General features: G+C 52.3%; 19 protein-coding genes. 6 read left to right on the plus strand and 13 right to left on the minus strand.

Annotated features, from left to right (window positions below):
- Positions 1-104: 104 nt before the first annotated feature.
- Entirely contained in the window at positions 105-593 is a 489-nt protein-coding gene (gene iscR / locus A31E_RS10165) for a Fe-S cluster assembly transcriptional regulator IscR (protein WP_001241357.1), read from the minus strand.
- A gap of 270 nt (positions 594-863) precedes the next feature.
- The gene (gene trmJ, locus A31E_RS10160; protein WP_000940037.1) at positions 864-1,604 is read right to left on the minus strand and encodes a tRNA (cytosine(32)/uridine(32)-2'-O)-methyltransferase TrmJ; all 741 of its coding nucleotides are present in this window, start codon (positions 1,602-1,604) and stop codon (positions 864-866) included.
- A 118-nt stretch (positions 1,605-1,722) separates the two neighbouring features.
- Between trmJ and suhB the strand changes: the two genes are divergently transcribed.
- The 3 genes from suhB to csiE all read left to right on the plus strand — a co-directional run bounded on the left by suhB (position 1,723) and on the right by csiE (position 4,990).
- Positions 1,723-2,526, plus strand: coding sequence for an inositol-1-monophosphatase (suhB, locus tag A31E_RS10155; RefSeq protein ID WP_000553448.1), 804 nt, complete (start codon positions 1,723-1,725; stop codon positions 2,524-2,526).
- Between the two features lie 144 nt (positions 2,527-2,670).
- Positions 2,671-3,519 (plus strand): alpha/beta hydrolase, encoded by an 849-nt coding sequence (locus tag A31E_RS10150; protein WP_016249076.1) that lies wholly within the window; start codon positions 2,671-2,673, stop codon positions 3,517-3,519.
- Between the two features lie 196 nt (positions 3,520-3,715).
- A complete protein-coding gene (gene csiE / locus A31E_RS10145; RefSeq protein WP_016249077.1) occupies positions 3,716-4,990 on the plus strand; it encodes a stationary phase inducible protein CsiE in 1,275 nt (424 codons plus the stop codon).
- Here the strand turns inward: csiE and A31E_RS10140 are convergent, their stop codons facing one another.
- Complete coding sequence (locus A31E_RS10140) at positions 4,991-6,130, minus strand: 3-phenylpropionate MFS transporter (RefSeq protein WP_000244163.1); 1,140 nt, start codon at positions 6,128-6,130, stop codon at positions 4,991-4,993.
- Positions 6,131-6,366: 236 nt separating this feature from the next.
- Between A31E_RS10140 and A31E_RS10135 the strand changes: the two genes are divergently transcribed.
- Complete coding sequence (locus A31E_RS10135) at positions 6,367-6,789, plus strand: DoxX family protein (protein WP_001094718.1); 423 nt, start codon at positions 6,367-6,369, stop codon at positions 6,787-6,789.
- An 85-nt stretch (positions 6,790-6,874) separates the two neighbouring features.
- Here the strand turns inward: A31E_RS10135 and A31E_RS10130 are convergent, their stop codons facing one another.
- The 6 genes from A31E_RS10130 to A31E_RS10105 form a co-directional block, all read right to left on the minus strand.
- Positions 6,875-7,747 (minus strand): aldose 1-epimerase, encoded by an 873-nt coding sequence (locus A31E_RS10130; protein WP_001516882.1) that lies wholly within the window; start codon positions 7,745-7,747, stop codon positions 6,875-6,877.
- A gap of 11 nt (positions 7,748-7,758) precedes the next feature.
- Positions 7,759-8,853: a zinc-dependent alcohol dehydrogenase family protein gene (locus tag A31E_RS10125; protein WP_000700840.1), complete on the minus strand. Its 1,095-nt coding sequence runs from the start codon at positions 8,851-8,853 to the stop codon at positions 7,759-7,761.
- Between the two features lie 32 nt (positions 8,854-8,885).
- Positions 8,886-9,884 (minus strand): ABC transporter permease, encoded by a 999-nt coding sequence (locus A31E_RS10120; protein ID WP_001276671.1) that lies wholly within the window; start codon positions 9,882-9,884, stop codon positions 8,886-8,888.
- A 24-nt stretch (positions 9,885-9,908) separates the two neighbouring features.
- A complete protein-coding gene (locus A31E_RS10115; protein ID WP_001516884.1) occupies positions 9,909-11,420 on the minus strand; it encodes a sugar ABC transporter ATP-binding protein in 1,512 nt (503 codons plus the stop codon).
- 22 nt (positions 11,421-11,442) lie between these two features.
- Entirely contained in the window at positions 11,443-12,426 is a 984-nt protein-coding gene (locus A31E_RS10110) for a substrate-binding domain-containing protein (protein ID WP_016249078.1), read from the minus strand.
- 96 nt (positions 12,427-12,522) lie between these two features.
- The gene (locus tag A31E_RS10105) at positions 12,523-15,804 is read right to left on the minus strand and encodes a DUF5107 domain-containing protein (RefSeq protein ID WP_016249079.1); all 3,282 of its coding nucleotides are present in this window, start codon (positions 15,802-15,804) and stop codon (positions 12,523-12,525) included.
- A gap of 117 nt (positions 15,805-15,921) precedes the next feature.
- On the opposite strand from A31E_RS10105, the gene A31E_RS10100 reads away from it, so the two are divergent.
- Positions 15,922-17,115 carry an ROK family protein gene (locus A31E_RS10100; RefSeq protein WP_001516887.1) on the plus strand — a complete coding sequence of 398 codons (1,194 nt, stop codon included), beginning with the start codon at positions 15,922-15,924 and terminating at the stop codon, positions 17,113-17,115.
- Positions 17,116-17,314: 199 nt separating this feature from the next.
- On the opposite strand, the gene glyA is transcribed toward A31E_RS10100, so the two are convergent.
- The gene (gene glyA, locus A31E_RS10095; RefSeq protein WP_000919150.1) at positions 17,315-18,568 is read right to left on the minus strand and encodes a serine hydroxymethyltransferase; all 1,254 of its coding nucleotides are present in this window, start codon (positions 18,566-18,568) and stop codon (positions 17,315-17,317) included.
- A gap of 330 nt (positions 18,569-18,898) precedes the next feature.
- Between glyA and hmpA the strand changes: the two genes are divergently transcribed.
- Positions 18,899-20,089 (plus strand): NO-inducible flavohemoprotein, encoded by a 1,191-nt coding sequence (gene hmpA / locus A31E_RS10090; RefSeq protein ID WP_000883084.1) that lies wholly within the window; start codon positions 18,899-18,901, stop codon positions 20,087-20,089.
- Between the two features lie 43 nt (positions 20,090-20,132).
- Here hmpA and glnB read toward each other — a convergent pair whose 3' ends face one another.
- The 3 genes from glnB to qseG are packed head-to-tail and all read right to left on the minus strand — an operon-like array spanning position 20,133 to position 22,569.
- Positions 20,133-20,471, minus strand: coding sequence for a nitrogen regulatory protein P-II (glnB, locus tag A31E_RS10085; RefSeq protein ID WP_000717694.1), 339 nt, complete (start codon positions 20,469-20,471; stop codon positions 20,133-20,135).
- A gap of 60 nt (positions 20,472-20,531) precedes the next feature.
- Complete coding sequence (gene glrR, locus A31E_RS10080; RefSeq protein ID WP_001516890.1) at positions 20,532-21,866, minus strand: two-component system response regulator GlrR; 1,335 nt, start codon at positions 21,864-21,866, stop codon at positions 20,532-20,534.
- On the minus strand, positions 21,856-22,569 hold the full coding sequence (gene qseG / locus A31E_RS10075) for a two-component system QseEF-associated lipoprotein QseG (protein WP_001215851.1): 714 nt from the start codon (positions 22,567-22,569) through the stop codon (positions 21,856-21,858). The genes glrR and qseG overlap by 11 nt, the downstream gene beginning before the upstream one ends.
- Positions 22,570-22,726: the final 157 nt, after the last annotated feature.

Below are 22,726 nucleotides of genomic sequence, written 5' to 3' on the forward strand. Positions count from 1 at the left end.
TAAACTCCGTACATCACTCAATGCAAGGAATCAGGCTACCGGCTGGATGTACGACCGTGTTTACGAAGTGATAAACACTCCGGCCTGACTCTGAATTCTTTTTATTAAGCGCGTAACTTAACGTCGATCGCGTCTTGTGTGCGGGTACGTGGCGCGTCGTGAGTATGTTGACGACCAGACACATCCAGCACTTCCTGGTTATTGACCAGTTCGCCTAAAGTAATGTTGTTGAGAAAACCGGTGAGACGGTCGCTCAAATCACGCCACAGCGCGTGGGTCAGGCATTTATCGCCGCCCTGGCAGCCGCCTTTACCCTGACAACGGGTGGCATCTACAGATTCGTCAACGGCGCTAATCACTTCACCAACGGCGATGCTGCTGGCATCTTTGCCCAACAGATAACCACCGCCAGGTCCACGTACGCTGGAAACCAGACCATTTTTACGCAGACGGGAAAACAGTTGTTCCAGATAAGAAAGGGAAATTCCCTGACGTTCAGAAATATCAGCCAACGGAACCGGGCCTGCTTCGGAGTTGAGCGCAACGTCCAGCATTGCGGTCACGGCATAGCGCCCTTTAGATGTCAGTCTCATGTCTTACTTCACCTCAAACTCGCCCCTGCCCGGGGTTTTTTATTGTAAAAGTGGGGGTATTGCATAGCAGGGTCAAGTCTGACATTCCCGAGTAAATTGGTCAACTATTTACTTGACTGATTTAGTCAGGTATTTAGCCTTCAGTGCCATTTTCTTATCGTGGCATTTGTACCTGTTGTCGGATGCGGCGTAAACGCCTTATCCGACCTACGGTTCCGCGCACTTGTAAGCCTGATAAGACGCGTTAAGCGTCGCATCAGGCAATGACTGTTATTCGGCCTTGTTGCCTTTATTCTGCTGCTCAATAGAAGCCAGAATCCCACGCAGGATATTTAACTCCTGACTTTCCGGACGCGCACGCGTAAACAGACGACGCAATTTATTCATCACCTGCCCCGGATGGTTTTCACGAATAAAACCGGTTGCCAGCAACGTTTGCTCCAGATGACCGTAAAAACGTTCCAGATCATCCACCAGCGGATACGGCGTCTCTGCATGCTCAACCTGCTCGCCGTTTTCCTGGGTCGCCAGCCAGGCCATACGCACTTCATAGGCGATAACCTGTACTGCCATCGCCAGGTTCAGCGAGCTGTATTCCGGGTTCGCGGCAATCGCGACATGATAATGGCATTTCTGCAGCTCTTCATTGGTCAAGCCGACGCGCTCGCGACCAAAGACCAGCGCCACCGGCGTGTTTGCCGCTTCAGCGACGCTTTTCAAACCGCATTCGCGCGGGTCGAGCATCGGCCACGGCAGCGTACGGGAACGCGCGCTGGTGCCAACGACCAGGCTACAACCAGCCAACGCTTCGTCGAGTGTATCGACAATCTGCGCATTACCAATCACATCACTGGCTCCCGCTGCCAACGCGATCGCCTGGGAGTCAGGTTTCACCAGAGGATTAACCAGCCACAGATTGGTTAATCCCATTGTTTTCATGGCTCGGGCAACAGAACCCATATTGCCGGTGTGTGACGTCTCCACCAGCACAATTCGAATATTTTGCAGCATTGTCTTTCTTCGTCTAAAGATTATTCGCGCATCTTATCATAAAACGAAGACAGATGCCGATCTCGCTGCTATACTCTGCGCCGTTTTCCCGTTCTTTAACATCCAGTGAGAGAGACCGATGCATCCGATGCTGAACATCGCCGTGCGCGCAGCGCGCAAGGCGGGTAATTTAATTGCCAAAAACTATGAAACCCCGGACGCTGTAGAAGCGAGCCAGAAAGGCAGCAACGATTTCGTGACCAACGTAGATAAAGCTGCCGAAGCGGTGATTATCGACACGATTCGTAAATCTTACCCGCAGCACACCATCATCACCGAAGAAAGCGGTGAACTTGAAGGTACTGATCAGGATGTTCAATGGGTTATCGATCCACTGGATGGCACCACCAACTTTATCAAACGTCTGCCGCATTTCGCGGTATCTATCGCTGTTCGCATCAAAGGCCGCACCGAAGTTGCTGTGGTTTACGATCCTATGCGTAACGAACTGTTCACCGCGACTCGCGGTCAGGGCGCACAACTGAACGGCTACCGTCTGCGCGGCAGCACCGCTCGCGATCTCGACGGTACTATTCTGGCGACCGGCTTCCCGTTCAAAGCAAAACAGTACGCCACCACCTACATCAACATCGTCGGCAAACTGTTCAACGAATGTGCTGACTTCCGTCGTACTGGTTCTGCGGCACTGGATCTGGCTTATGTCGCTGCTGGTCGCGTTGACGGTTTCTTTGAAATCGGTCTGCGTCCGTGGGACTTCGCCGCAGGCGAACTGCTGGTTCGTGAAGCTGGTGGTATTGTCAGCGACTTCACTGGTGGTCATAACTACATACTGACCGGTAACATCGTTGCGGGTAACCCACGCGTAGTAAAAGCCATGCTGTCAAACATGCGTGACGAGTTAAGCGACGCACTGAAGCGTTAATTTCTCTGGCGGGTGATTTCTCTCACCCGCCCTCGCCTTTCAGGCGCTATTCCGAAATACTTTCTCGCCGCTTTACTTTCCCTCACCGCTCTCCCACCATCTTTCCCCGATTAATGGATTACAAAAAAGTCGCAAGGAAAGGTTATGGTCCTGCCAGTAAACAAGCGCGTTTTCAAGATTCTGTTTATTCTCTTTGTTGTTGCCGTCTGCGTTTATTTAGTGCCGCGCGTCGCTATCAATTTTTTCTATTATCCTGATAACAAAATTTATGGCCCTGACCCCTGGTCAGCAGAATCCGTAGAGTTTACCGCTGAAGATGGCACACGCCTGCAAGGCTGGTTTATTCCATCATCGACTGGCCCCGCTGAAAACGCCATCGCTACGGTGATCCATGCTCATGGCAATGCCGGAAATATGTCTGCACATTGGCCACTGGTCAGTTGGTTACCCGAACGCAATTTCAACGTGTTTATGTTTGATTATCGTGGGTTTGGTAAGTCTAAAGGAACGCCTTCGCAAGCCGGATTACTGGACGATACACTGAGCGCCATCAACGTGGTGCGCCATCGCAGTGATGTAAACCCGCAGCGACTGGTACTGTTTGGTCAGAGTATTGGCGGTGCGAATATTCTTGATGTTATTGGTCAGGGCAATCGTGAGGGCATCCGCGCGGTGATCCTCGACTCCACATTTGCCTCTTACTCAACCATCGCCAACCAGATGCTCCCCGGCAGTGGTTACTTACTTGATGAAAGTTACAGCGGTGAAAATTACATTGCCAGCGTCAGCCCCATTCCGCTTTTACTGATTCACGGCAAAGCCGATCACGTTATCCCCTGGCAGCACAGTGAAAAGTTATATGCTCTGGCGAAAGAGCCAAAACGGCTGATTCTGATCCCCGATGGCGAACACATTGACGCTTTTTCCGATCGTCATGGTGATGTTTATCGCGAACAAGCGGTAGATTTTATCCTCAATACGTTGAGCCCGTAGAATTAACCTTAAGATTAAAACCCGATAAAACAGCATGAAATCACCTTAAGACATGGCATTCAACTGGCCATTGCTGTTTATATCGATAAAAATTCTGTGACGCCTGCCCGCATTTCTGATAAATAGCGTTCCATTCACCATTTCCCTAAGCAAACTTTAGCTATCCTTATCAATTATGCTTATGGGAGATCAACAGATGATGTCTACACTTGCTCCACCATCTGCCCTTTCTGCTCCCCAGCGCCGCTGCCAGATCTTGTTAACGCTATTTCAGCCGGGGTTGGCCGCTACCACGGCAACGTTTAGCGAGCTTAATGGTGTGGATGATGATATTGCCAGTTTTGATATCAGCGAAACAGGACGGGAGATCCTGCGCTATCATCAACTCACGCTCACTACTGGTTATGACGGTAGCTACCGGATTGAAGGTACAGTACTTAATCAACGTTTATGTTTATTTCACTGGCTACGACGCGGTTTCCGTTTATGCCCGTCATTTATCACCGGTCGTTTCGCCCCTGCCATAAAGGAAGAATTGAAGCGTCGGGGGATTGCTCGCAACTTTTACGACGATACCAACCTACAAGCTTTAGTTAATCTGTGTTCGCGACGATTGCAAAAATGCTTTGAAGCTCGTGATATTCATTTTCTATGCCTGTATCTGCAATATTGCCTGCTACAACATCATGCCGGGATCACGCCACAATTTAACCCACAGCAACGTCGATGGGCTGAATCCTGCCTTGAATTTCAGATAGCACAAGAAATTGGCCGCCACTGGCAACGCCGGGCGCGCCAGCCTGTACCACCAGATGAACCGTTGTTTATGGCATTGCTCTTTTCCATGTTGCGGGTTCCCAATCCGCTGCAGGATACCCATCAGCGCGATCGGCAATTGCGTCAGGCTATTGTCCGTCTGGTACAACATTTTCGTGAGCTGGGAAATGTCCGTTTCTATGATGAACAGGGGTTATGCGATCAGCTTTATACTCATCTCGCTCAGGCATTACGCCGCAGTTTGTTTGCCATCGGTATTGATAACACCTTGCCAGAAGAGTTCAGCCGACTTTACCCACGCCTGGTTCGTACAACCCGCGCGGCGCTGGCCGGGTTTGAAAGTGAATACAATGTCCGTTTTTCCGATGAGGAAAGTGGTCTGGTGGCGGTGATTTTCGGCGCATGGCTGATGCAAGCAAATGAAGTTAACGAAAAACAGATTGTTTTACTGACGGACAATGACAGTGAAAGAGAAGCAAGTATTGAGCAACAATTGCGCGAAATTACGCTACTGCCGCTCAATATTAAACATATATCGGTGAAGGCCTTTTTACGAAATGGCGCACCGAGAAACGCTGTGCTGATTATTGCACCTTATACCATCCCGTTACCGCTCTTTTCGCCGCCGCTGATTCATACGAATCAGACCCTGACCGCACACCAACAGGAGCAGATCCGTAAAATGCTGGAATAATCAGCATGAGGGAACCACTTTTGGGCGCAGAAACATTGCCGGAAGCGCCACCAATGCCATCACCCAGAACACGCCGTGCCCCAGATATTGATACAAGAATCCGGCGAAGACGGTCATGATAGCGATACTGCCGCCCATCGCGACGGCAGAGTAAACCGCCTGCAAACGGATCACCTCACTACCCTGACGAGCGGCGATATAGCGCATGGCGGCCAGGTGGCACACGGTAAAAGTGCCGCAATGCAGGATCTGCACCAATATCAACCACGGTAACTCAGTGGTTGCCCCCATAATGCTCCAACGCGCCACTCCGCAAATCGCTGAGATCAACAACATATCGCGAGCGCTACAGCGACGGAAAAGTTTGTTACTCAGCGCAAAGATGATCACTTCCGCCACCACCCCAAGTGACCACAAATAGCCCACCGCCGAAGCCGAGTAACCCGCTGCCTGCCAGTAAATGGCGCTAAAACCGTAATACGCCGCGTGCGCTCCCTGCAATAGACAAACACAAGCCAGAAAGCGCCAGTTCTGGCGAACCAGCGCCAGCCAGGCCGGCCATCCCGTGCTCTCCTGCTGGCGGCTTACCCCTTGTGGTTGAATGGTCGGGCGAATGAGAAAACCAAGTAGCATGGATGCCACGCCCAGCGTCAACATCGCGAGGATCACCCGATAATCAAACACCGTGACCAGTTTGCCCGTCAGCGCCGAACCAATGACAAATGCCACCGAGCCCCACAGCCGCACTTTGCCGTAATCAAGCGGAAACTGCTTTTGCCAGGTATTCGCCAGCGCGTCAGTCAACGGCACCAGCGGTGAGAAAAAGAGGTTAAAACCGACCATTACCACCATCAGCCACGCGACATGCGCGCCAGCCCAGAAGGCGACGGCAAACAGCAGCGTCAGCAACGCCAGCACCCGCAGCGCGGAAATCAGACGAGAAGGATCGCTGACGCGGGGCGCGATTATCAAACTACCGAGAAAACGGGCAACCAGACCGGCCCCTAACAACAGACCAATGGTTTCTGGCGTTAAGCCAATCCCCTCAAGCCAGACGCTCCAGAAAGGTAGAAAAATGCCGTAGCTAAAAAAGTACGTGAAATAACCGAGCGCCAGCCAGCGCGTGGATTGCAAAACCATGAGTCCCTCCCGTCAGGAGGCGTTAGTCTGGAGTTAATCGAATGTTGTTGCAAGTTGGAAAATAAGAATATTCGAGCGAGCTTCCCGGCATGAAGCAGCAAGCACATTGTCAGCGACCTGCGCTATGCCGTTATAGCAAACCAGGATAATTAGCGAATATCTCAACGCCTGGGGCGTGGCGAGGTGCCAGAGTGTGTATTACGTTTAAATCACATCTTTTTGCAAAGGGATTGGTTATGAACACACTACGTTATTTTGATTTTGGCGCAGCCCGCCCCGTTTTGTTATTAATTGCCCGTATTGCCATCATCTTAATTTTCATTATTTTTGGTTTTCCCAAAATGATGGGCTTTGACGGTACGGTCCAATATATGGCCTCGCTGGGCGCGCCAATGCCGATGCTGGCGGCAATTATTGCGGTAGTTATGGAAGTGCCTGCCGCGATATTAATCGTGCTTGGTTTTTTCACTCGTCCGCTGGCGGTGCTGTTTATTTTCTACACGCTGGGTACAGCGGTGATTGGCCATCATTACTGGGATATGACGGGGGATGCGGTCGGGCCAAATATGATTAATTTCTGGAAAAATGTCAGTATTGCAGGCGCATTCTTGCTGCTGGCGATTACCGGACCGGGGGCGATTTCTCTCGATCGGCGTTAAAAACATGCCGGATGCGGCGTGAACGCCTTATCCGGCCTACCGCTCCGGCACCCATTGTAGGCCTGTGCATCCGGCATTTTATAAATTACAGCAACTCAACCCGCAACGACATCTCTAAGGTTGTTGACTCCCCCGGTGCAAGCGCAATGAGATCTCCGCCTTCGGGACGATGATGGTCATCCGGCGCATGACTCATCGGCTCCAGGCAGAAGAAATCAAACGCATACCCTTTATCAAACGTCGGGTCCGAAACAAAGATGAAATAACACGGTGCGGGCGGCGTCGTTTCCATAGTGATGGCGTAACCCTGCTGTGGCTGCTCAATGCGTGCCTGACCATTCCATCCGGAAAAACCATTGTTCACCCACTGACGCGGCAACGGCGCGAGCTGATTGAAATCCAGCTCCAGCGGTAACTGCGCGCAAAACGCCCCCGCCAGCCACTGTTCCCGCTCCAGCCAGTAACCGCTCGCCTGCGCCTGAATCCGCGTTTGCGACGACAACGGAAAATAAGGATGCCAGCCCGTACCAAACGGCAGCGTCTCTGCACCTTCATTGGTGACAGAGAGCGTGACCGTCAGCGCATCTGCCGTTAAATGAAACGTCTGACTTACCCGATAATGATAAACGCCACCGCGATGTTCATACTCCAGACATAAACTATCATCGCTGCGCGTTACACATTGCCACTGGCCCAGCCAGCCATCGCCGTGCAGATAATGCGCGTCCCATTCAACGTTAGGATGTAGCGGATACTCACGCCCTTGCCAGACAAAGCGGTTGCCGCTCACCCGGTTAGCAAACGGCACCAGCGGAAAACAGGAGGCATCGGTTGCCACACCGTTTTTTTTACCCGGACGTAGCAACGCCGTCGTGTCGTGCCAGAAGCCTTCTATGACTCCGCCCTGGTCAGAGATATCCAGCTTTAGCGCCCCATGAAATAAGGTATAGATGGTCATCCGCTAACTCCTTAATCCGGGAAATTAATCACAACTTTCCCACATTTGCCACTTGCCATCAGCGCATACGCCTCACCCGCCTGTTCCAGTGAGAAGCGGTGGGTAATGGCGTTACGCGGCCACAGTTTCCAGTCCGTCAGATCGTGAGCGCATTTTTCCATATGGAACAGGCTGGTCACCCAGGAGCCAATAATCCGCCGTTGATGGTGCATCAGATCGGCGCTGACCTCGAACTCCACTTTTCCAGTTTCCCCGATGTAAACCACGCGTCCCCAGTCGGCGGTGGATTGCAATGCCAGCAAGCGCCCCGCAGCATTACCGGAACAATCGAGCGCAACATCCGCGCCGCCGTGGGTGAGCTCGGCAATTATCTGCGGCAGACCTTCAGTGGTTGCTAAATAACCGTGATCCATCACACCTAACTGTTTCGCCATCGCCAGACGTTCCGGCAACATATCAACGCCGATGATCCGTTTCGCACCGCGACCTTTCGCCAGCATCATCGCCATCATCCCGACCGGCCCCAGACCGACCACCAGCACGTTATCGCTGCCGGAGACTTCGCCGCGCAAAATCCCTTCATACGCCGTGCCAACGCCGCAACTGATAAACGCTCCATCTTCGTAGCTCAGTGCGTCTGGCAGGAGGATCAGATCTTTTTCTTCCGCCAGCAGATATTCGGCATGACCGCCATCACGCTGCCAGCCGTAAGCCGCTTTTCCTTTACCGGTACAGGAGATAGGAAAACCACGACGACAGTTCTGGCAAAAACCACAGCCGGAAATGTGATACACCAGCACACGATCGCCCTCTTTAAAATGTCGACAGCCTTGCCCCATAGCCACAATCTGCCCGCACGGTTCATGACCGTTGATAAATCCCTGATACAACGGTTTATCGGGCGCCGCCGCCGTGGCGCGGTGTTGATGATAGATATAGTGGACATCGCTTCCGCAAATCCCGGAGGATTTCATTTTGATCAGTACCTGGTTAATCCCCGGCGTCGGCACCGCAACTTCCCGTAGATCAACGGTCGAATTTCCTGGTAAGTAAGCTGCCAGCATCGTTTTCATAAGTCCCTCATTAACAATACGATTAATTTTCATCCCTGCCGCACCCGCGCCAGGGGCGTTAATATTTAGCGTTTCGCTTTACTGCTTCGCTGGGTCAGCAAGATATTCGCCAGTACCGCCACCACGATGATGACGCCGCGAACCACCTGCTGGAAAAAGGAGTTAATTCCGAGCAGCACCAGACCGTTACCGATTAGCGTAATGACCAGAACGCCAAGCAGCGTACCGAACAGGGAGCCGCGACCGCCGGAAAGCGCCGTACCACCAACTACCACGGCTGCGATCACGTCAAACTCCAGACCGTTTGCCGCGCCTGCGTTACCAGAACCGAGGCGCGCCGCCAGTAAAATGCCGGTCACCGCCGCTAATAATCCTGAAAGGGTAAAAATAAGAATGCGTACTCGCCGGACGTTAATCCCGCACAACTGCGCCGCCGTGGCATTACCGCCCACAGCAAAAACCGAACGCCCGAAGGCAGTTTTACGGCTGATGAACACAAACAGCGCAAACAACACCATCATGATCAGCGCGGATACCGGCACGCCGAGAAATTGCCCACCCAGCCAGTCCAGTACCTCGTTTTCGTCAATCGGCACAGGCAGGGCGTTAGTCATAAACAGCCCCATACCGCGCAGGGCGCTCCACAACCCCAGCGTGGCCACAAAACTTGGCACGTTAAACACGCCACGTAACACCCCGGCGAGCGTTCCCATCAGCGCGCCTAACAGCAACACCAACAAACACGCCACCGCCAGAGGAACCTCAAATTGCAGTAAAAATGCCAGGCACACCGAGACAAAAGCGACCATTGGCCCAACGCTGACATCAATTTCACCGGAGATAATAATCAGCGTCATCGCCCAAGCGGCAATACCGATGGTGGCGGCATCGCGTAGCACGTTCATTTGGTTATTTAATGAGATAAAGCCTGGCGCGTTCAGGGAGAAGACCAGATATAGAATGGCTATCACCACCAGCAAACCGATCTCATTAATGTGGCGACTGACAAATTGTTTGAGCGAGACGCTCTTGCCCTGCGGCAATGGTAATGACGAAGCAGACATCTTCAGGTTCCTCGGTAAAATTCATCAGTGCACAGACAGAATGGCGGACATCAGCTCATCCACATTGACCGGCGAGTGAAACTCCTGCGAGAACGTGCCGTGCTGTAACAACAGGATGCGGTCGCACACCAGCGGCAACTCCTCCACTTCACTGGAGATAAACACCACGCTTTTTCCTTCGGCGGCCAGCTCGCGGACAATACGGTAAATCTGCTGCTTGGCTTCGATATCGACGCCGCGCGTTGGCTCGTCGAGCAACAGAATCTGGCTGGCGGCATAGACCCAACGACCGATCACCACTTTTTGCTGATTACCGCCGGAAAGCGTACCAATCGGCGTTTCGCTACTGGCAGCCTTGACTGTCATCCGTTGCATCACCTCTTCGGTCAGGCGGCGGATGGTGGACCATTGCAGCACGCCGTTAGCGCTGATTTTTTGCCGGTTGGTCAGCACTGTATTTTCGTCAACGCCCAGCCAGGGAATGATCCCCGCTTCTTTGCGATTTTCCGGGGTATAGCCGATGCCGCGTTTCAACATGTCGCCGTAATCCGGGCGCGTGATTTTCTCGCCGTTGATAACAATTTCGCCCTGCTCAAACGCTTCCAGTCCAACAATCGCTTTCAGCAATTCACTGCGCCCGGCTCCCAGCAGGCCAGCAATACCGAGCACTTCACCACGACGCAGTGAAAAATTGATCTCCGCAAGTTTTGGTCTGTGGCGTAACGCACGAACATCCAGCACGATCTGGTCAGCAATTTCCTGGGCGGCAACCGGCGCAATATCAACGTGATCGCGTCCAAGCATCAGCGACACAATATGACGGGTGGAGGTGTTTTCGAGCATCACATCGCCCGCCACCTGACCATCGCGCATGACGGTGGCGCAGGAAGCGATACGGCGGATTTCTTCCATCCGGTGGCTGACATAAATCACCGCCACGCCCAGTGCCGACATCTTTTTCACGGCGCTGATCACCAGTTCAACTTCCGCACTGGCAAGCGAACTGGTGGGTTCATCAAGAATGACCACGCGCGGCTCGCCCTTCATCACCCGCGCAATTTCCACCAGTTGCTTTTGCGCCGGACTTAGCGTCGAAACAAGTTGTTCAGGGCTAACGTCGACACCCAGCGCCTGTAAGCAACATTGGGCATCCTGCGCCATTTGCGGGTAATCAATCATGCTGTTGCGGCGTGGCCATTGACCAAGGCAGAGGTTTTCCGCCACCGTCAGCCCCTCCACCAGACTTAACTCCTGATAAACCGCGCGTACCCCCAGTTCAGCGGCACGGCGAGTCAGCGTAGCTTCGTCACCTTCCAGCCGCGTCTCGCCAATCCAGATATCGCCGCTGTCCGGGCGTTCGCTGCCGGTGAGCATTCGAATGAGGGTCGATTTGCCCGCGCCGTTTTTACCTAACAGCGCGCGAACTTCGCCTTTATTGAGCGTGAAATTAACGTTATCCAGCGCAACGACGCCGGGATAACGCTTATTTCCTGCCACCACTTTTGCTACCGGGACTGCCTCTGTTGCCGTGAACATAGGGACCTCTGCGAATCAGCTATTAGGGCAGACCATCAACATGCGTTGCCAGCCACTGCTTACCGTCTTCCGTTTTGGTATAGAGATCGATAGGCACCTGAATCACTTTTTCACCGTCGGCTTTTTTATCGATAACCTTCAATGTTTGCGCAAAAACAGCGTTACCCATTTTCTTACCGGAAATATCCACTACCGCTTTCAGCACCTGGTTGTTTTCCAGTTCCTGGGCAATTTCAGTCGTCATATCTGAACCAAAGACGGCAATTTTCCCAGCCTGATTTTGATTACGTACTGCTTTAACTGCGCCGAGTGTCGCGCCGCCCGATTCTCCCATAATGGCGTTGAGATCCGGCGTGGAGATAATCAGTTTTTCACCGACAGAAATCGCTTTATCTAAAACAGTACCTTCCTGATTCGCGACAATTTGCGCTCCGGGAACACGGGCTTTTAATACTTCTTCAAACCCTTTACGCCGCTGCACACAAACTTCAAAAGCTTCGCAATTTATGACGGCAATTTTTGGTTGCTCAATTTTGTTGGCAATAAAATAATCGGCGGCGGCATTACCCAGTTTTTTACCGAATTCCAGAGGATCGCCCACCAGATACGCCGAGACATATTTATCGACCCCTTTCTGATTAATACAGGTGTTGTAGCAAATCACTGGAATACCCGCCTCACTGGCGCGTCGAACGGTGCGGCTACTGCCATTTTCAGACACTGCCGACAAAATAATGGCATCAACATTACGCGCCACGAGGGTATCAACAAAAGTACTTTCTTTTGAAATATCCCCCTGTGCGTTGGTTTCTATTAACTGTACCTGTACTGAGGAATCTTTTGCCGCATCCTGAACACCCTGACGTACACCGGCGTAATATCCCTGAGTATCAAGATATATTGTGCCAATGGTCATTTCTTTTTCCGCAGCCCTGGCGAATAGTGCGCTACCCAAAAGCGTAGCTATTAAAATTATATTACGGGTTGCTCTCATTTTTTCAGGCATAGTGCCTCCTGTAGGGTTTTTATTTACAACGGCTTATTTTAATTATTTAGTGATGAGCGGCAGCGCATACCGCTCAAATATTACAGTTAATAGGGTTTAGTGAACGTAGTTAAAAATAAAAGGCATCACGGTGGTGAATAATGCCGCTTTCGGCCAGGCCGGATTAATCGCCGTCAGTTCAGCGCGCACAGATTCATATTGCGCAATCTCCCCTAATCCCGCAGCCGCCAGCATCGACACCATCAGGCATTTTTCTTTATGCTGCTGTTGTAAATCGCCATACAGCGACAACAAGTCCGGTTGTGAAACAGCAAAGAAATCCGCTTCGATACTGGTTTTCGCCATCTGTTGCGCCCACTGTTTCATTTCACTGAACAGTTGCTGTGCCGTTTGTTGTTCGCCCAGCAATCGCAGTGCCATCCCTTGCCAGAAGAGATAATCGACCGGCTGATCGTTGTAATAACTGTGGATGTTAATGGTGCGATCGCCGGTCGCCGCCATTCGTAAGCAGCGCGTCGCCTCAGCTTCATCGCCCTGCGTTTTCGCGCATACTGCCTGCCAGAACCAGATGTCGTTATCAGTCTGCCCAGGTAAACGACCTTCGCTTAAATTCTCCGGATAATGCAACGCGGCATGAAGCAGTTCGCTTGCCTGCTGCGGCTGTCTGGCATCAAGGTGTTGCCAGGCGCGTAACAACTGGTTGAGGATAAACTGGCAGGTAACTTTCCCTTCCCCGCCTTCCCACGGATGGAATTTGCGCGTGGCGAGAATGTCCGCCGCTTTGTCTGCCTGACCGGTGAGATGCCACAAATTGAGCAGTTCTGCGGTCATGTCGTCGCGTTTCAGGGCAATTTCCAGATTATTTTCCAGACGCGCCAGTCGTTTCTCCGGCGAAGATCCGGTTAACTTATCCAGCAAATCGCGTTCGAAAAGCAGACGTGCATCCTGTGGCGCAAGCTGATAAGCATTATCAAGATAACGCGCGGCCAGTTCATCATCGTGCTGCTTATTCCACGCATGAATCGCCAACCCGCGCCAGCCGTCGGCAAACTCCGGCGACATCTCTACGCAACGCTGCCATAAGGCAATGGCTTTGTCGTAGCAACGCTTGTTGTAGTAGAAGCAGGCCAGTAAATGACGGGCGAACCAACACTCTTCAATGCTCTCCAGTGCCGCCACTTCCTCCAGCGTATTCGGGAAACGGACAAACTGCGGAAAGACATCAATGGCTTTTGTCACCAGTTCGCCACGATCAGCTTTCGGCAATAAGCTCGCTTGCAGATAAAGCGGCAACGTGCGTTGGCAGTCCAGTGCGTTCAGCATCTCTGCCGCCAGGGCGGGCATTCCCCAGTTAATCAACTGCCCGGCAGTCATCAGGGCGTTCACGTCGCGCCCCTGACACAGACCTCGCCACTGCGTGAAGGCAGATTCAGAACGACCATCGAACCAGTTCAACCACCACAGGGTGGCGTTCAGCGGATAATCGCGCAGCAGTTTCTCGCGCTGTAAACGCGCATTATCCTGACGGCCACTTAATACCAGCAGCAGATTATGCAGGCAAAGCACTTCCTGATTAGTTGGGCAGGCGCGCAGGCTTTGTTGGCAAAAATCCAGCCCTGCCTCGAAGTTGCCATTACGCGCCGCCAGTCGTGCCAGACCGTAATAGCCGCCCGCTTTACTGTTGCCGCTCCAGACTGCACGCCAGAAATCCTCTTCGGCTTGTTGATATTGCCCCTGACGTTCGTAAGCACTGGCGCGAATCAAACTTGCCTGTCCGCACTGCGGGTTTTTATTCAGCGCATGTGCGCGTTTTAGCGCCTGACTGGCATATGCCACCGCTTGCGGGAAATCTGCGCGGTTATATTCCAGCATCGCCAGCGCCAGGTTGCAGCGATAATCGAGCGGATCCAACGCCACGCCGCGCAGGTAGTAATCGAACGGCGAACGGCTGGCGTGATGGTATTGCTCCAGATGCTGACCGACAAACCAGGCTTCATCTGTACTGGTAATGTCTTGTGCTGCCAGTGGCGCTTTAGCAACGTCCGGCAACGGTAGTTCTTGCGGCTGATGTTCCTGATAACTCAGTACAATATTGCCGTCAGCATCGGAAAGTTCGATAGTCAATCTGCCCGGATCAATACCGTGTAACACGCCCTGGATGGCGGTCGCTGGTGTCAGGGCTACGGCATCGTCAAGTAACACGTTGCATTTGCCGATTTCGCGGATCGCCAGACGATATCCACTCAACGGGGAGATGGCATACAGCCCCCACTCAATCCCCCGCTCGCTACGCTCTAATTTAATCACCGCGTCGCGGGAGGCGTTTTGCACCATGCCCAGAGAATGATAAGGCAGGAAATACTGCTCGAAACGCTTCTCTTCGTAAGCATCAAGCCAGGTAAAATCGGGCTGGTTGTCAGCAAAAATGCCAGTCATCAGTTCGATATACGGGCCGTTATTGTCGGTCAGGCTCTTATCCCACGCCTGACCAAATTCACTGTGTCCCCAGCTCCACTGTTTTTTACCTGGTGCAATATGGTGGTTGGCAACGTGAAGCAAACCGCCATCTTCATCGTGACACCACGCGCCAACAAAATCGTACTGTGATTTTTCGGCCATATATGATGTTGGAACGGGTACATTTTTATAACGAGAAATGTCCACTCCGGCGGAGTAGTCCACTTTGTAATAGGTTCCGGTGGCAATGGGGAAAGCTGAAACGGCCCGTTTGCCATGATCGAATACCGCAGTCACATCCGGTGGGAAAACACTCTGATGCCCTTCACCACCTTTCACCGCCGGATTGGCCCACCACAAAAAATGACGCGGCGTAGCATTGCCGTTATAGACGCGGCTGGCGATTTCCAGTGCGGCACGGTCAGGGCGCAGCGTGAAACCGGTCATCACCTGTAAACCGTGCATCGGCTCCGTTTCGCCAACCCATACAGTCTGTGCGCCATCTTCATGTGCTTCGATGGCGAAATCAACGGGCATAAAGGTGGTCGGGCGATGGTGTTGCGGCCAGTTAAACTCAATCCCGCCCGAGATCCACGGCCCCAGCAGCCCTACCAGCGCCGGTTTTATCACCTCATTGTGATAGACAAAATCGCGCTGTTTTACTTTATCCCACGCGCGATGCACACGACCGCCCAGTTCCGGCAGGATCATCACTTTGATGTAGTCGTTTTCCAGCCATACCGCCTGCCACGATTTCAGGGTTTTCTGCTCGCTCAGCGTATCCGTCACGCCATAGGGATAAACCGCGCCGGACGATCCCTGATAAACGCGATTTTCCAGAAACATGGGATGTATATCCTGCGGCCCGGTTTCATAGGTCGGGATCTCAACGCGCTCTTGCCACACTTTTACTGGAGTCATGGTGCCCTCAATATTAACAAGACATACTGAATTAAAAGATTTGTGGCAGTGTATTGAACAATCTGGCAATGTTTTCGCGGAATAATCACGCAATTAACTAAACAAGGTTTAGTGAAGATGAGAGCCTGCATTAACAATCAACAGATCCGCCACCATAACAAATGCGTGATTCTGGAACTGCTGTACCGGCAAAAACGTGCCAATAAATCGACGCTGGCCCGACTGGCGCAAATTTCGATTCCGGCAGTCAGTAATATTTTGCAGGAGCTGGAAAACGAAAAGCGGGTGGTGAATATCGACGATGAAAGCCAGACGCGCGGGCATAGCAGCGGCACATGGCTCATTGCACCGGAGGGTGCCTGGACGCTGTGTCTGAACGTTACGCCCACCAGCATTGAGTGTCAGGTCGCTAATGCCTGTTTAAGTCCGAAAGGTGAATTTGAACGCTTTCAGATTGACGCTCCGACACCGCAGGCGCTATTGGCGGAGATCGAAAAATGCTGGCATCGCCATCGCAAACTGTGGCCAGAGCGCACTATCAATCTGGCGCTGGCAATTCACGGCCAGGTTGATCCGGTCACCGGCGTATCACAAACCATGCCGCAAGCGCCGTGGACAGCGCCGGTTGAGGTGAAATATCTGCTGGAAGAAAAGCTCGGCATTCGGGTAATGGTCGATAATGACTGCGTGATGCTGGCGCTGGCGGAGAAATGGCAAAAAAATTCGCAGGGGCGTGATTTCTGCGTGATCAACGTTGATTACGGCATTGGCTCGTCGTTCGTGATTAACGAGCAAATTTATCGCGGCAGTTTGTATGGCAGCGGACAGATTGGTCACACCATCGTTAACCCCGATGGCGTCGCCTGTGATTGTGGACGTTACGGCTGCCTGGAAACCGTCGCCTCGTTAAGCGCATTAAAAAAGCAGGCGCGGGTATGGCTAAAATCACAGCCGGACAATACTCAACTTGATCCCGAAAAACTGACTACCGCGCAATTAATCGCTGCCTGGCAAAGTGGAGAACCGTGGGTCACCAGTTGGGTTGACCGCAGTGCTAACGCCATTGGTTTAAGTCTGTATAACTTCCTCAACATCCTCAATATTAATCAGATTTGGCTGTATGGTCGTAGCTGCGCCTTTGGCGAGAACTGGCTTAATACCATTATTCGCCAGACAGGGTTTAATCCGTTCGACCGCGATGAAGGGCCTGGCGTGAAAGCGACGCAAATTGGCTTCGGGCAATTAAGCCGCGCGCAACAGGTGCTGGGGATTGGCTATTTGTATGTTGAAGCGCAGTTACGGCAAATTTAATGCCGCGATAACGTAACAAGGCTTCCCGAAGGAAGCCTCGCGATGATCACAAACGTAAGATTGCCTGATGCGCTACGCTTATCAGGCCTACACGGATATTGCAATGTATTGAATTTGCAAAGTTTTGTAGGCCGGATAAGGCGTTCATGCCGCATCCGGCATGAACAACGAGCACATTGTCAGCAAACCACCGTTTCGCTTATGCGTAAACCGGGTAGCGAGCGCAGATGTCGAGAACTTTACCTTTGATGCGCTCGATAACCGCTTCATCATTGATGCTGTCCAGCACGTCACACATCCAGCCAGCCAGTTCTTTCGCTTCTGCTTCTTTAAAGCCGCGACGGGTAATCGCCGGAGTACCCACACGAATACCGGAGGTCACAAACGGGCTCTTCGGATCGTTCGGTACACTGTTTTTGTTCACGGTGATGTTAGCACGGCCCAGAGCGGCGTCAGCTTCTTTACCGGTCAGGTTTTTATCAACCAGATCAACCAGGAACAGGTGGTTATCAGTACCGCCGGAAACCACTTTGTAGCCGCGCTCGAGGAACACTTCTACCATCGCTTTGGCGTTTTTCGCGACCTGCTGCTGGTAAGTTTTGAACTCCGGCTCCATCGCTTCTTTCAGCGCTACTGCTTTACCGGCGATTACGTGCATCAGCGGACCGCCCTGCCCACCCGGGAAGACAGCAGAGTTCAGTTTTTTGTACAGATCTTCGCTACCACCTTTCGCCAGGATCAGGCCGCCGCGCGGACCCGCCAGGGTTTTGTGAGTGGTAGTAGTGACAACGTGAGCATGAGGAACCGGGTTCGGATAGACGCCAGCAGCAACCAGGCCCGCAACGTGCGCCATATCAACGAACAAGTAAGCACCGATGCTGTCAGCGATTTCACGCATTTTCGCCCAGTCAACCACGCCGGAATATGCTGAGAAGCCGCCGATGATCATTTTCGGTTTGTGTTCTTTCGCTTGTTTTTCCAGATCTGCGTAGTCGATATGACCTGTTGCATCGATACCGTAAGGAACGATGTTGTACAGTTTACCGGAGAAGTTAACCGGAGAACCGTGAGTCAGGTGACCGCCGTGTGCCAGGTTCATACCCAGAACGGTATCGCCTGGTTCCAGCAGCGCGGTGTAGACCGCAAAGTTAGCCTGGGAACCGGAGTGCGGCTGAACGTTAGCGTAGTCAGCGCCGAACAGCTCTTTCGCGCGATCGATCGCCAGTTGTTCGACGATATCAACATACTCGCAACCGCCGTAGTAACGTTTACCCGGATAACCTTCAGCATATTTGTTGGTTAGCTGAGAGCCCTGTGCTTGCATTACGCGCGGGCTGGTGTAGTTTTCGGAGGCGATCAGTTCGATGTGCTCTTCCTGACGTACTTTTTCCTGCTCCATAGCCTGCCACAGTTCGGCATCATAATCGGCAATGTTCATTTCACGCTTTAACATCCGCATCTCCTGACTCAGCTAACAATAAAATTTTTTCGCCTAATTTTGGCGGTCCTGATGGACAACGGCGAACAGTATAACCGAATCATTCTGCGATAACAGGTCTTGACAAAGGAATTTACGCAAACGATTACCTTCAAGCACGTCAAGGATTTGGTGAATAAAGGACTTACTCCCGGAAACGGATTTCTTTTCAGGTTTGTGATGCAAATTTTTCACTTCATCACATTCCTAATGAAAAACACCAAGGAACCATTTACAGGACAGGGTTATTTTTTATAAGATGCATTTGAGATACATCAATTAAGATGCAAAAAAAAGGAAGACTCTATGCTTGACGCTCAAACCATCGCTACAGTAAAAGCCACTATCCCTTTGCTGGTGGAAACAGGGCCGAAATTAACCGCCCATTTCTACGACCGTATGTTTACTCATAACCCAGAACTCAAAGACATTTTCAATATGAGTAACCAGCGTAATGGCGATCAACGTGAAGCCCTGTTTAACGCCATTGCCGCCTACGCCAGTAATATTGAAAACCTGCCTGCGCTGCTGCCGGCAGTGGAGAAAATCGCGCAGAAACACACCAGCTTCCAGATCAAACCGGAGCAGTACAACATCGTAGGCGAACACCTGCTGGCCACCCTCGACGAAATGTTCAGCCCGGGTCAGGAAGTGCTGGACGCATGGGGCAAAGCGTATGGCGTACTGGCAAATGTGTTTATCAATCGCGAAGCAGAAATTTATAACGAAAACGCCAGCAAAGCCGGTGGCTGGGAAGGTACGCGCGATTTCCGCATTGTGGCTAAAACACCACGCAGCGCATTGATCACCAGTTTCGAACTGGAACCGGTCGACGGTGGCGCAGTGGCAGAATACCGTCCGGGACAATATCTCGGCATTTGGCTGAAGCCGGAAGGTTTCCCGCATCAGGAAATTCGTCAGTACTCTTTGACCCGTAAACCGGATGGCAAAGGCTATCGTATTGCAGTGAAACGCGAAGATGGCGGACAGGTATCCAACTGGCTGCACAATCACGCTAACGTTGGCGATGTCGTGAAGCTGGTGGCTCCGGCTGGTGATTTCTTTATGGATGTAGCGAATGACACGCCAGTGACCTTAATCTCTGCGGGTGTCGGTCAGACGCCAATGCTGGCGATGCTCGACACGTTGGCAAAAACAGGCCATAGCGCCCAGGTGAACTGGTTCCATGCTGCAGAAAATGGCGATGTTCACGCCTTTGCCGATGAAGTTAAGGAACTGGGGCAATCGCTGCCGCGCTTTACCGCGCATACCTGGTATCGTCAGCCGAGTGAAGCCGATCGCGCGAAAGGTCAGTTTGATAGCGAAGGTCTGATGGATCTGAGCAAACTCGAAGGTGCGTTCAGCAATCCGGCAATGCAGTTCTATCTCTGCGGCCCGGTTGGCTTCATGCAGTTTGCCGCAAAACAGTTAGTGGATCTGGGCGTGAAGCAGGAAAACATTCATTACGAATGCTTTGGCCCACATAAGGTGCTGTGATTTGATATTGCCGGATGGAGACATCCGGCAACCCCGACGCGGTTTAAATTGCCGCGTCGTCCTCTTCACCGGTACGGATACGAATGACCCGTGCCACGTCAAAGACGAAGATTTTACCGTCACCAATTTTACCGGTTTGCGCTGTGCGAATAATGGTGTCTACACAGGTATCCACAATGTCGTCGGGTACGACGATCTCAATTTTCACCTTCGGCAGAAAATCCACCATATACTCCGCGCCGCGATACAGCTCGGTATGGCCTTTCTGGCGGCCAAAACCTTTCACTTCGGTTACCGTCATACCGGTAATGCCGACTTCAGCCAGTGCTTCGCGGACATCGTCCAGCTTGAAGGGTTTAATAATCGCATCAATCTTTTTCATGCTATTCCTTGAAAAGGTCGCCTGTCTTTTGATCTGCTAAACGTAACACATTACGCCAATTCATTCCTTGAAATCGTTTGCATCCAGTTCGTGTCGGGAAAGCAGTTTATAAAATTCTGTCCGGTTGCGCCCCGCCATTCTCGCCGCGTGGGTGACATTGCCTTTGGTGATTTGCAGCAGCTTGCGCAAGTAGTTGAGTTCAAACTGATTACGCGCCTCAACAAAGGTAGGTAGCGCCGTGTTTTCTCCTTCCAGCGCCTGCTCCACCAGCGCATCACTAATCACCGGAGATGACGTCAGCGCCACGCACTGTTCAATCACATTCACCAACTGGCGCACATTGCCCGGCCAGGTGGCGGTCATCAGGCGCTTCATCGCATCGGTGGAGAACGCACGGACAAACGGTTTATGTCGCTCTGCCGCCTGACGCAATAAATGGTTTGCTAACAACGGAATATCTTCCGTGCGCTCCGCCAGTGCGGGGATCTTCAGACTAACAACATTGAGGCGGTAATAGAGATCTTCGCGGAACTCACCTCGCGCCATCGCTTTTGGCAGGTCGCGATGAGTGGCGGAAATAATCCGCACGTCGATATCAATATCGCGGTTGCTGCCCAGCGGACGGACTTTGCGCTCCTGCAACACGCGCAGCAATTTTACCTGTAACGGCGCGGGCATATCGCCAATCTCATCGAGAAACAGCGTACCGCCTTCCGCCGCCTGGAATAAACCTTCGCGATTGCTGACGGCACCAGTAAACGCGCCGCGTGCATGACCAAACAGTTCTGACTCCAGCAACTGTTCAGGCAATGCGCCACAGTTAATGGCAATAAACGGTTTGTTGTTGCGTGGGCTGGCGTTGTGGATCGCCTGGGCGAAAATCTCTTTCCCCGTGCCGCTCTGGCCGTTAATCAGCACACTAACGTCAGACTGCGCTACCAGCCTCGCCTGTTCCAGCAAACGCAGCATCAGCGGACTGCGGGTGACAATAGCCTCGCTCCAGCGTCCGTCGGTGGCTGGCGCGGATTGCTCCAGCGCATCGTCAATTGCCTGATACAACGCGTCTTTATCGACGGGTTTGGTGAGGAAACTAAACACGCCTTGCTGTGTCGCGGAAACGGCATCGGGAATGGAACCATGCGCGGTGAGGATGATAACCGGCATCCCCGGCTGCACTTTCTGGATTTCGGCAAACAGTTGCATACCGTCCATTTCATCCATCCGCAGGTCGCTGATGACTAAATCTATTTTTTCGCGATTCAGTACCCGCAACCCTTCAGCGCCACTTTCCGCCGTGACCACGCTGTAGCCTTCGCTGGTCAGGCGCAGACCAAGTAATTTCAACAATCCGGGATCATCATCGACCAATAATAAATGCGCAGGTTTATGGCTCATCAGGGGTGACCTCATTGGTAGATGGCGCGGGCTTTTCACTCTCGTGCGTCGCGTCCGGCGCGAAATTTCCGGCAGGTTTACGGGTCGAGAGCTGACGTTCAATATCGGTCAGATTTTCCAGTTTACGGGTGGTAAGCTCCAGTTGCTGCTGTAGAACGTGATGTTGCTGGCGCAAAGCATCCAGCTCGCTATCGCTGGACTGCTGGAGTTTACTGTAGCGTTGACGCTCTTCCGCCAGTTGCAATTGTAACGCCTGACCATCGCGCCAGAGCTGATACAGCGGGCGAACCTGCGCCGGGATCTCGGTACTTAACGCGTCAATGCGCGCAACTAACTGGCGGCGTTCAAAAGGCGTAATTTTAGCGTCGGCCAGCAAAATTCCCTGTTTAAAGGTATTTTGCCAGCTACCGTCGCCATACTTGCGGGCTTCCTGACGCGATTGCGCTGGCATTAAGCGGTTGGCACAATCCATCGCCCGTAGCCAGTAAAGCGGGTTAGTTTCGGTTGATTTCCCTTGCAGCGCCCAGATGTCACTACATTCAGTAGGAAGATAATCAGCCAGTTGATAAACCGGAATTTTTTCTTCTGCTGGCGTATTAAGAGCTGGTTTATTGTAACTCTGCACACAGCCCAGCAATGCCAGACAAGGCAACCCCGCCAGCCATAGCCGCCGGGGCAAAATTTGTTGAAAAATGTGTCGCATATTCACCAGACTTAGAGCCTTTCCCAGTGGGCGTAATTGTTGCAGGAAGTTTGGACATGGACAGCGCGGAGAAACCGGAGCGTACACGTAGTACGTGAGGATTTCGAGCACTGCCCGGGGCCAAACTGGCAAATAAAATAGCCTAATGGGATAGGCT

This window comes from Escherichia sp. KTE159 (genome assembly GCF_000408805.1).
Classification (GTDB): Bacteria; Pseudomonadota; Gammaproteobacteria; order Enterobacterales; family Enterobacteriaceae; genus Escherichia; species Escherichia marmotae.

Excerpts from the sequence above, each read along its gene's own strand:
- glnB (WP_000717694.1), bottom strand. The coding sequence starts at position 20,471 with ATGAAAAAGATTGATGCGATTATTAAACCCTTCAAGCTGGACGATGTC.
- iscR (WP_001241357.1), bottom strand. The coding sequence starts at position 593 with ATGAGACTGACATCTAAAGGGCGCTATGCCGTGACCGCAATGCTGGAC.
- glrR (WP_001516890.1), bottom strand. The coding sequence starts at position 21,866 with ATGAGCCATAAACCTGCGCATTTATTATTGGTCGATGATGATCCCGGA.
- A31E_RS10150 (WP_016249076.1), top strand. The coding sequence starts at position 2,671 with ATGGTCCTGCCAGTAAACAAGCGCGTTTTCAAGATTCTGTTTATTCTC.
- trmJ (WP_000940037.1), bottom strand. The coding sequence starts at position 1,604 with ATGCTGCAAAATATTCGAATTGTGCTGGTGGAGACGTCACACACCGGC.
- A31E_RS10115 (WP_001516884.1), bottom strand. The coding sequence starts at position 11,420 with ATGTTCACGGCAACAGAGGCAGTCCCGGTAGCAAAAGTGGTGGCAGGA.
- A31E_RS10110 (WP_016249078.1), bottom strand. The coding sequence starts at position 12,426 with ATGCCTGAAAAAATGAGAGCAACCCGTAATATAATTTTAATAGCTACG.
- glyA (WP_000919150.1), bottom strand. The coding sequence starts at position 18,568 with ATGTTAAAGCGTGAAATGAACATTGCCGATTATGATGCCGAACTGTGG.
- A31E_RS10130 (WP_001516882.1), bottom strand. The coding sequence starts at position 7,747 with ATGACCATCTATACCTTATTTCATGGGGCGCTAAAGCTGGATATCTCT.
- suhB (WP_000553448.1), top strand. The coding sequence starts at position 1,723 with ATGCATCCGATGCTGAACATCGCCGTGCGCGCAGCGCGCAAGGCGGGT.
- A31E_RS10140 (WP_000244163.1), bottom strand. The coding sequence starts at position 6,130 with ATGGTTTTGCAATCCACGCGCTGGCTGGCGCTCGGTTATTTCACGTAC.
- csiE (WP_016249077.1), top strand. The coding sequence starts at position 3,716 with ATGATGTCTACACTTGCTCCACCATCTGCCCTTTCTGCTCCCCAGCGC.
- A31E_RS10135 (WP_001094718.1), top strand. The coding sequence starts at position 6,367 with ATGAACACACTACGTTATTTTGATTTTGGCGCAGCCCGCCCCGTTTTG.
- A31E_RS10125 (WP_000700840.1), bottom strand. The coding sequence starts at position 8,853 with ATGAAAATTAATCGTATTGTTAATGAGGGACTTATGAAAACGATGCTG.
- A31E_RS10120 (WP_001276671.1), bottom strand. The coding sequence starts at position 9,884 with ATGTCTGCTTCGTCATTACCATTGCCGCAGGGCAAGAGCGTCTCGCTC.
- qseG (WP_001215851.1), bottom strand. The coding sequence starts at position 22,569 with ATGCGACACATTTTTCAACAAATTTTGCCCCGGCGGCTATGGCTGGCG.
- hmpA (WP_000883084.1), top strand. The coding sequence starts at position 18,899 with ATGCTTGACGCTCAAACCATCGCTACAGTAAAAGCCACTATCCCTTTG.
- A31E_RS10105 (WP_016249079.1), bottom strand. The coding sequence starts at position 15,804 with ATGACTCCAGTAAAAGTGTGGCAAGAGCGCGTTGAGATCCCGACCTAT.
- A31E_RS10100 (WP_001516887.1), top strand. The coding sequence starts at position 15,922 with ATGAGAGCCTGCATTAACAATCAACAGATCCGCCACCATAACAAATGC.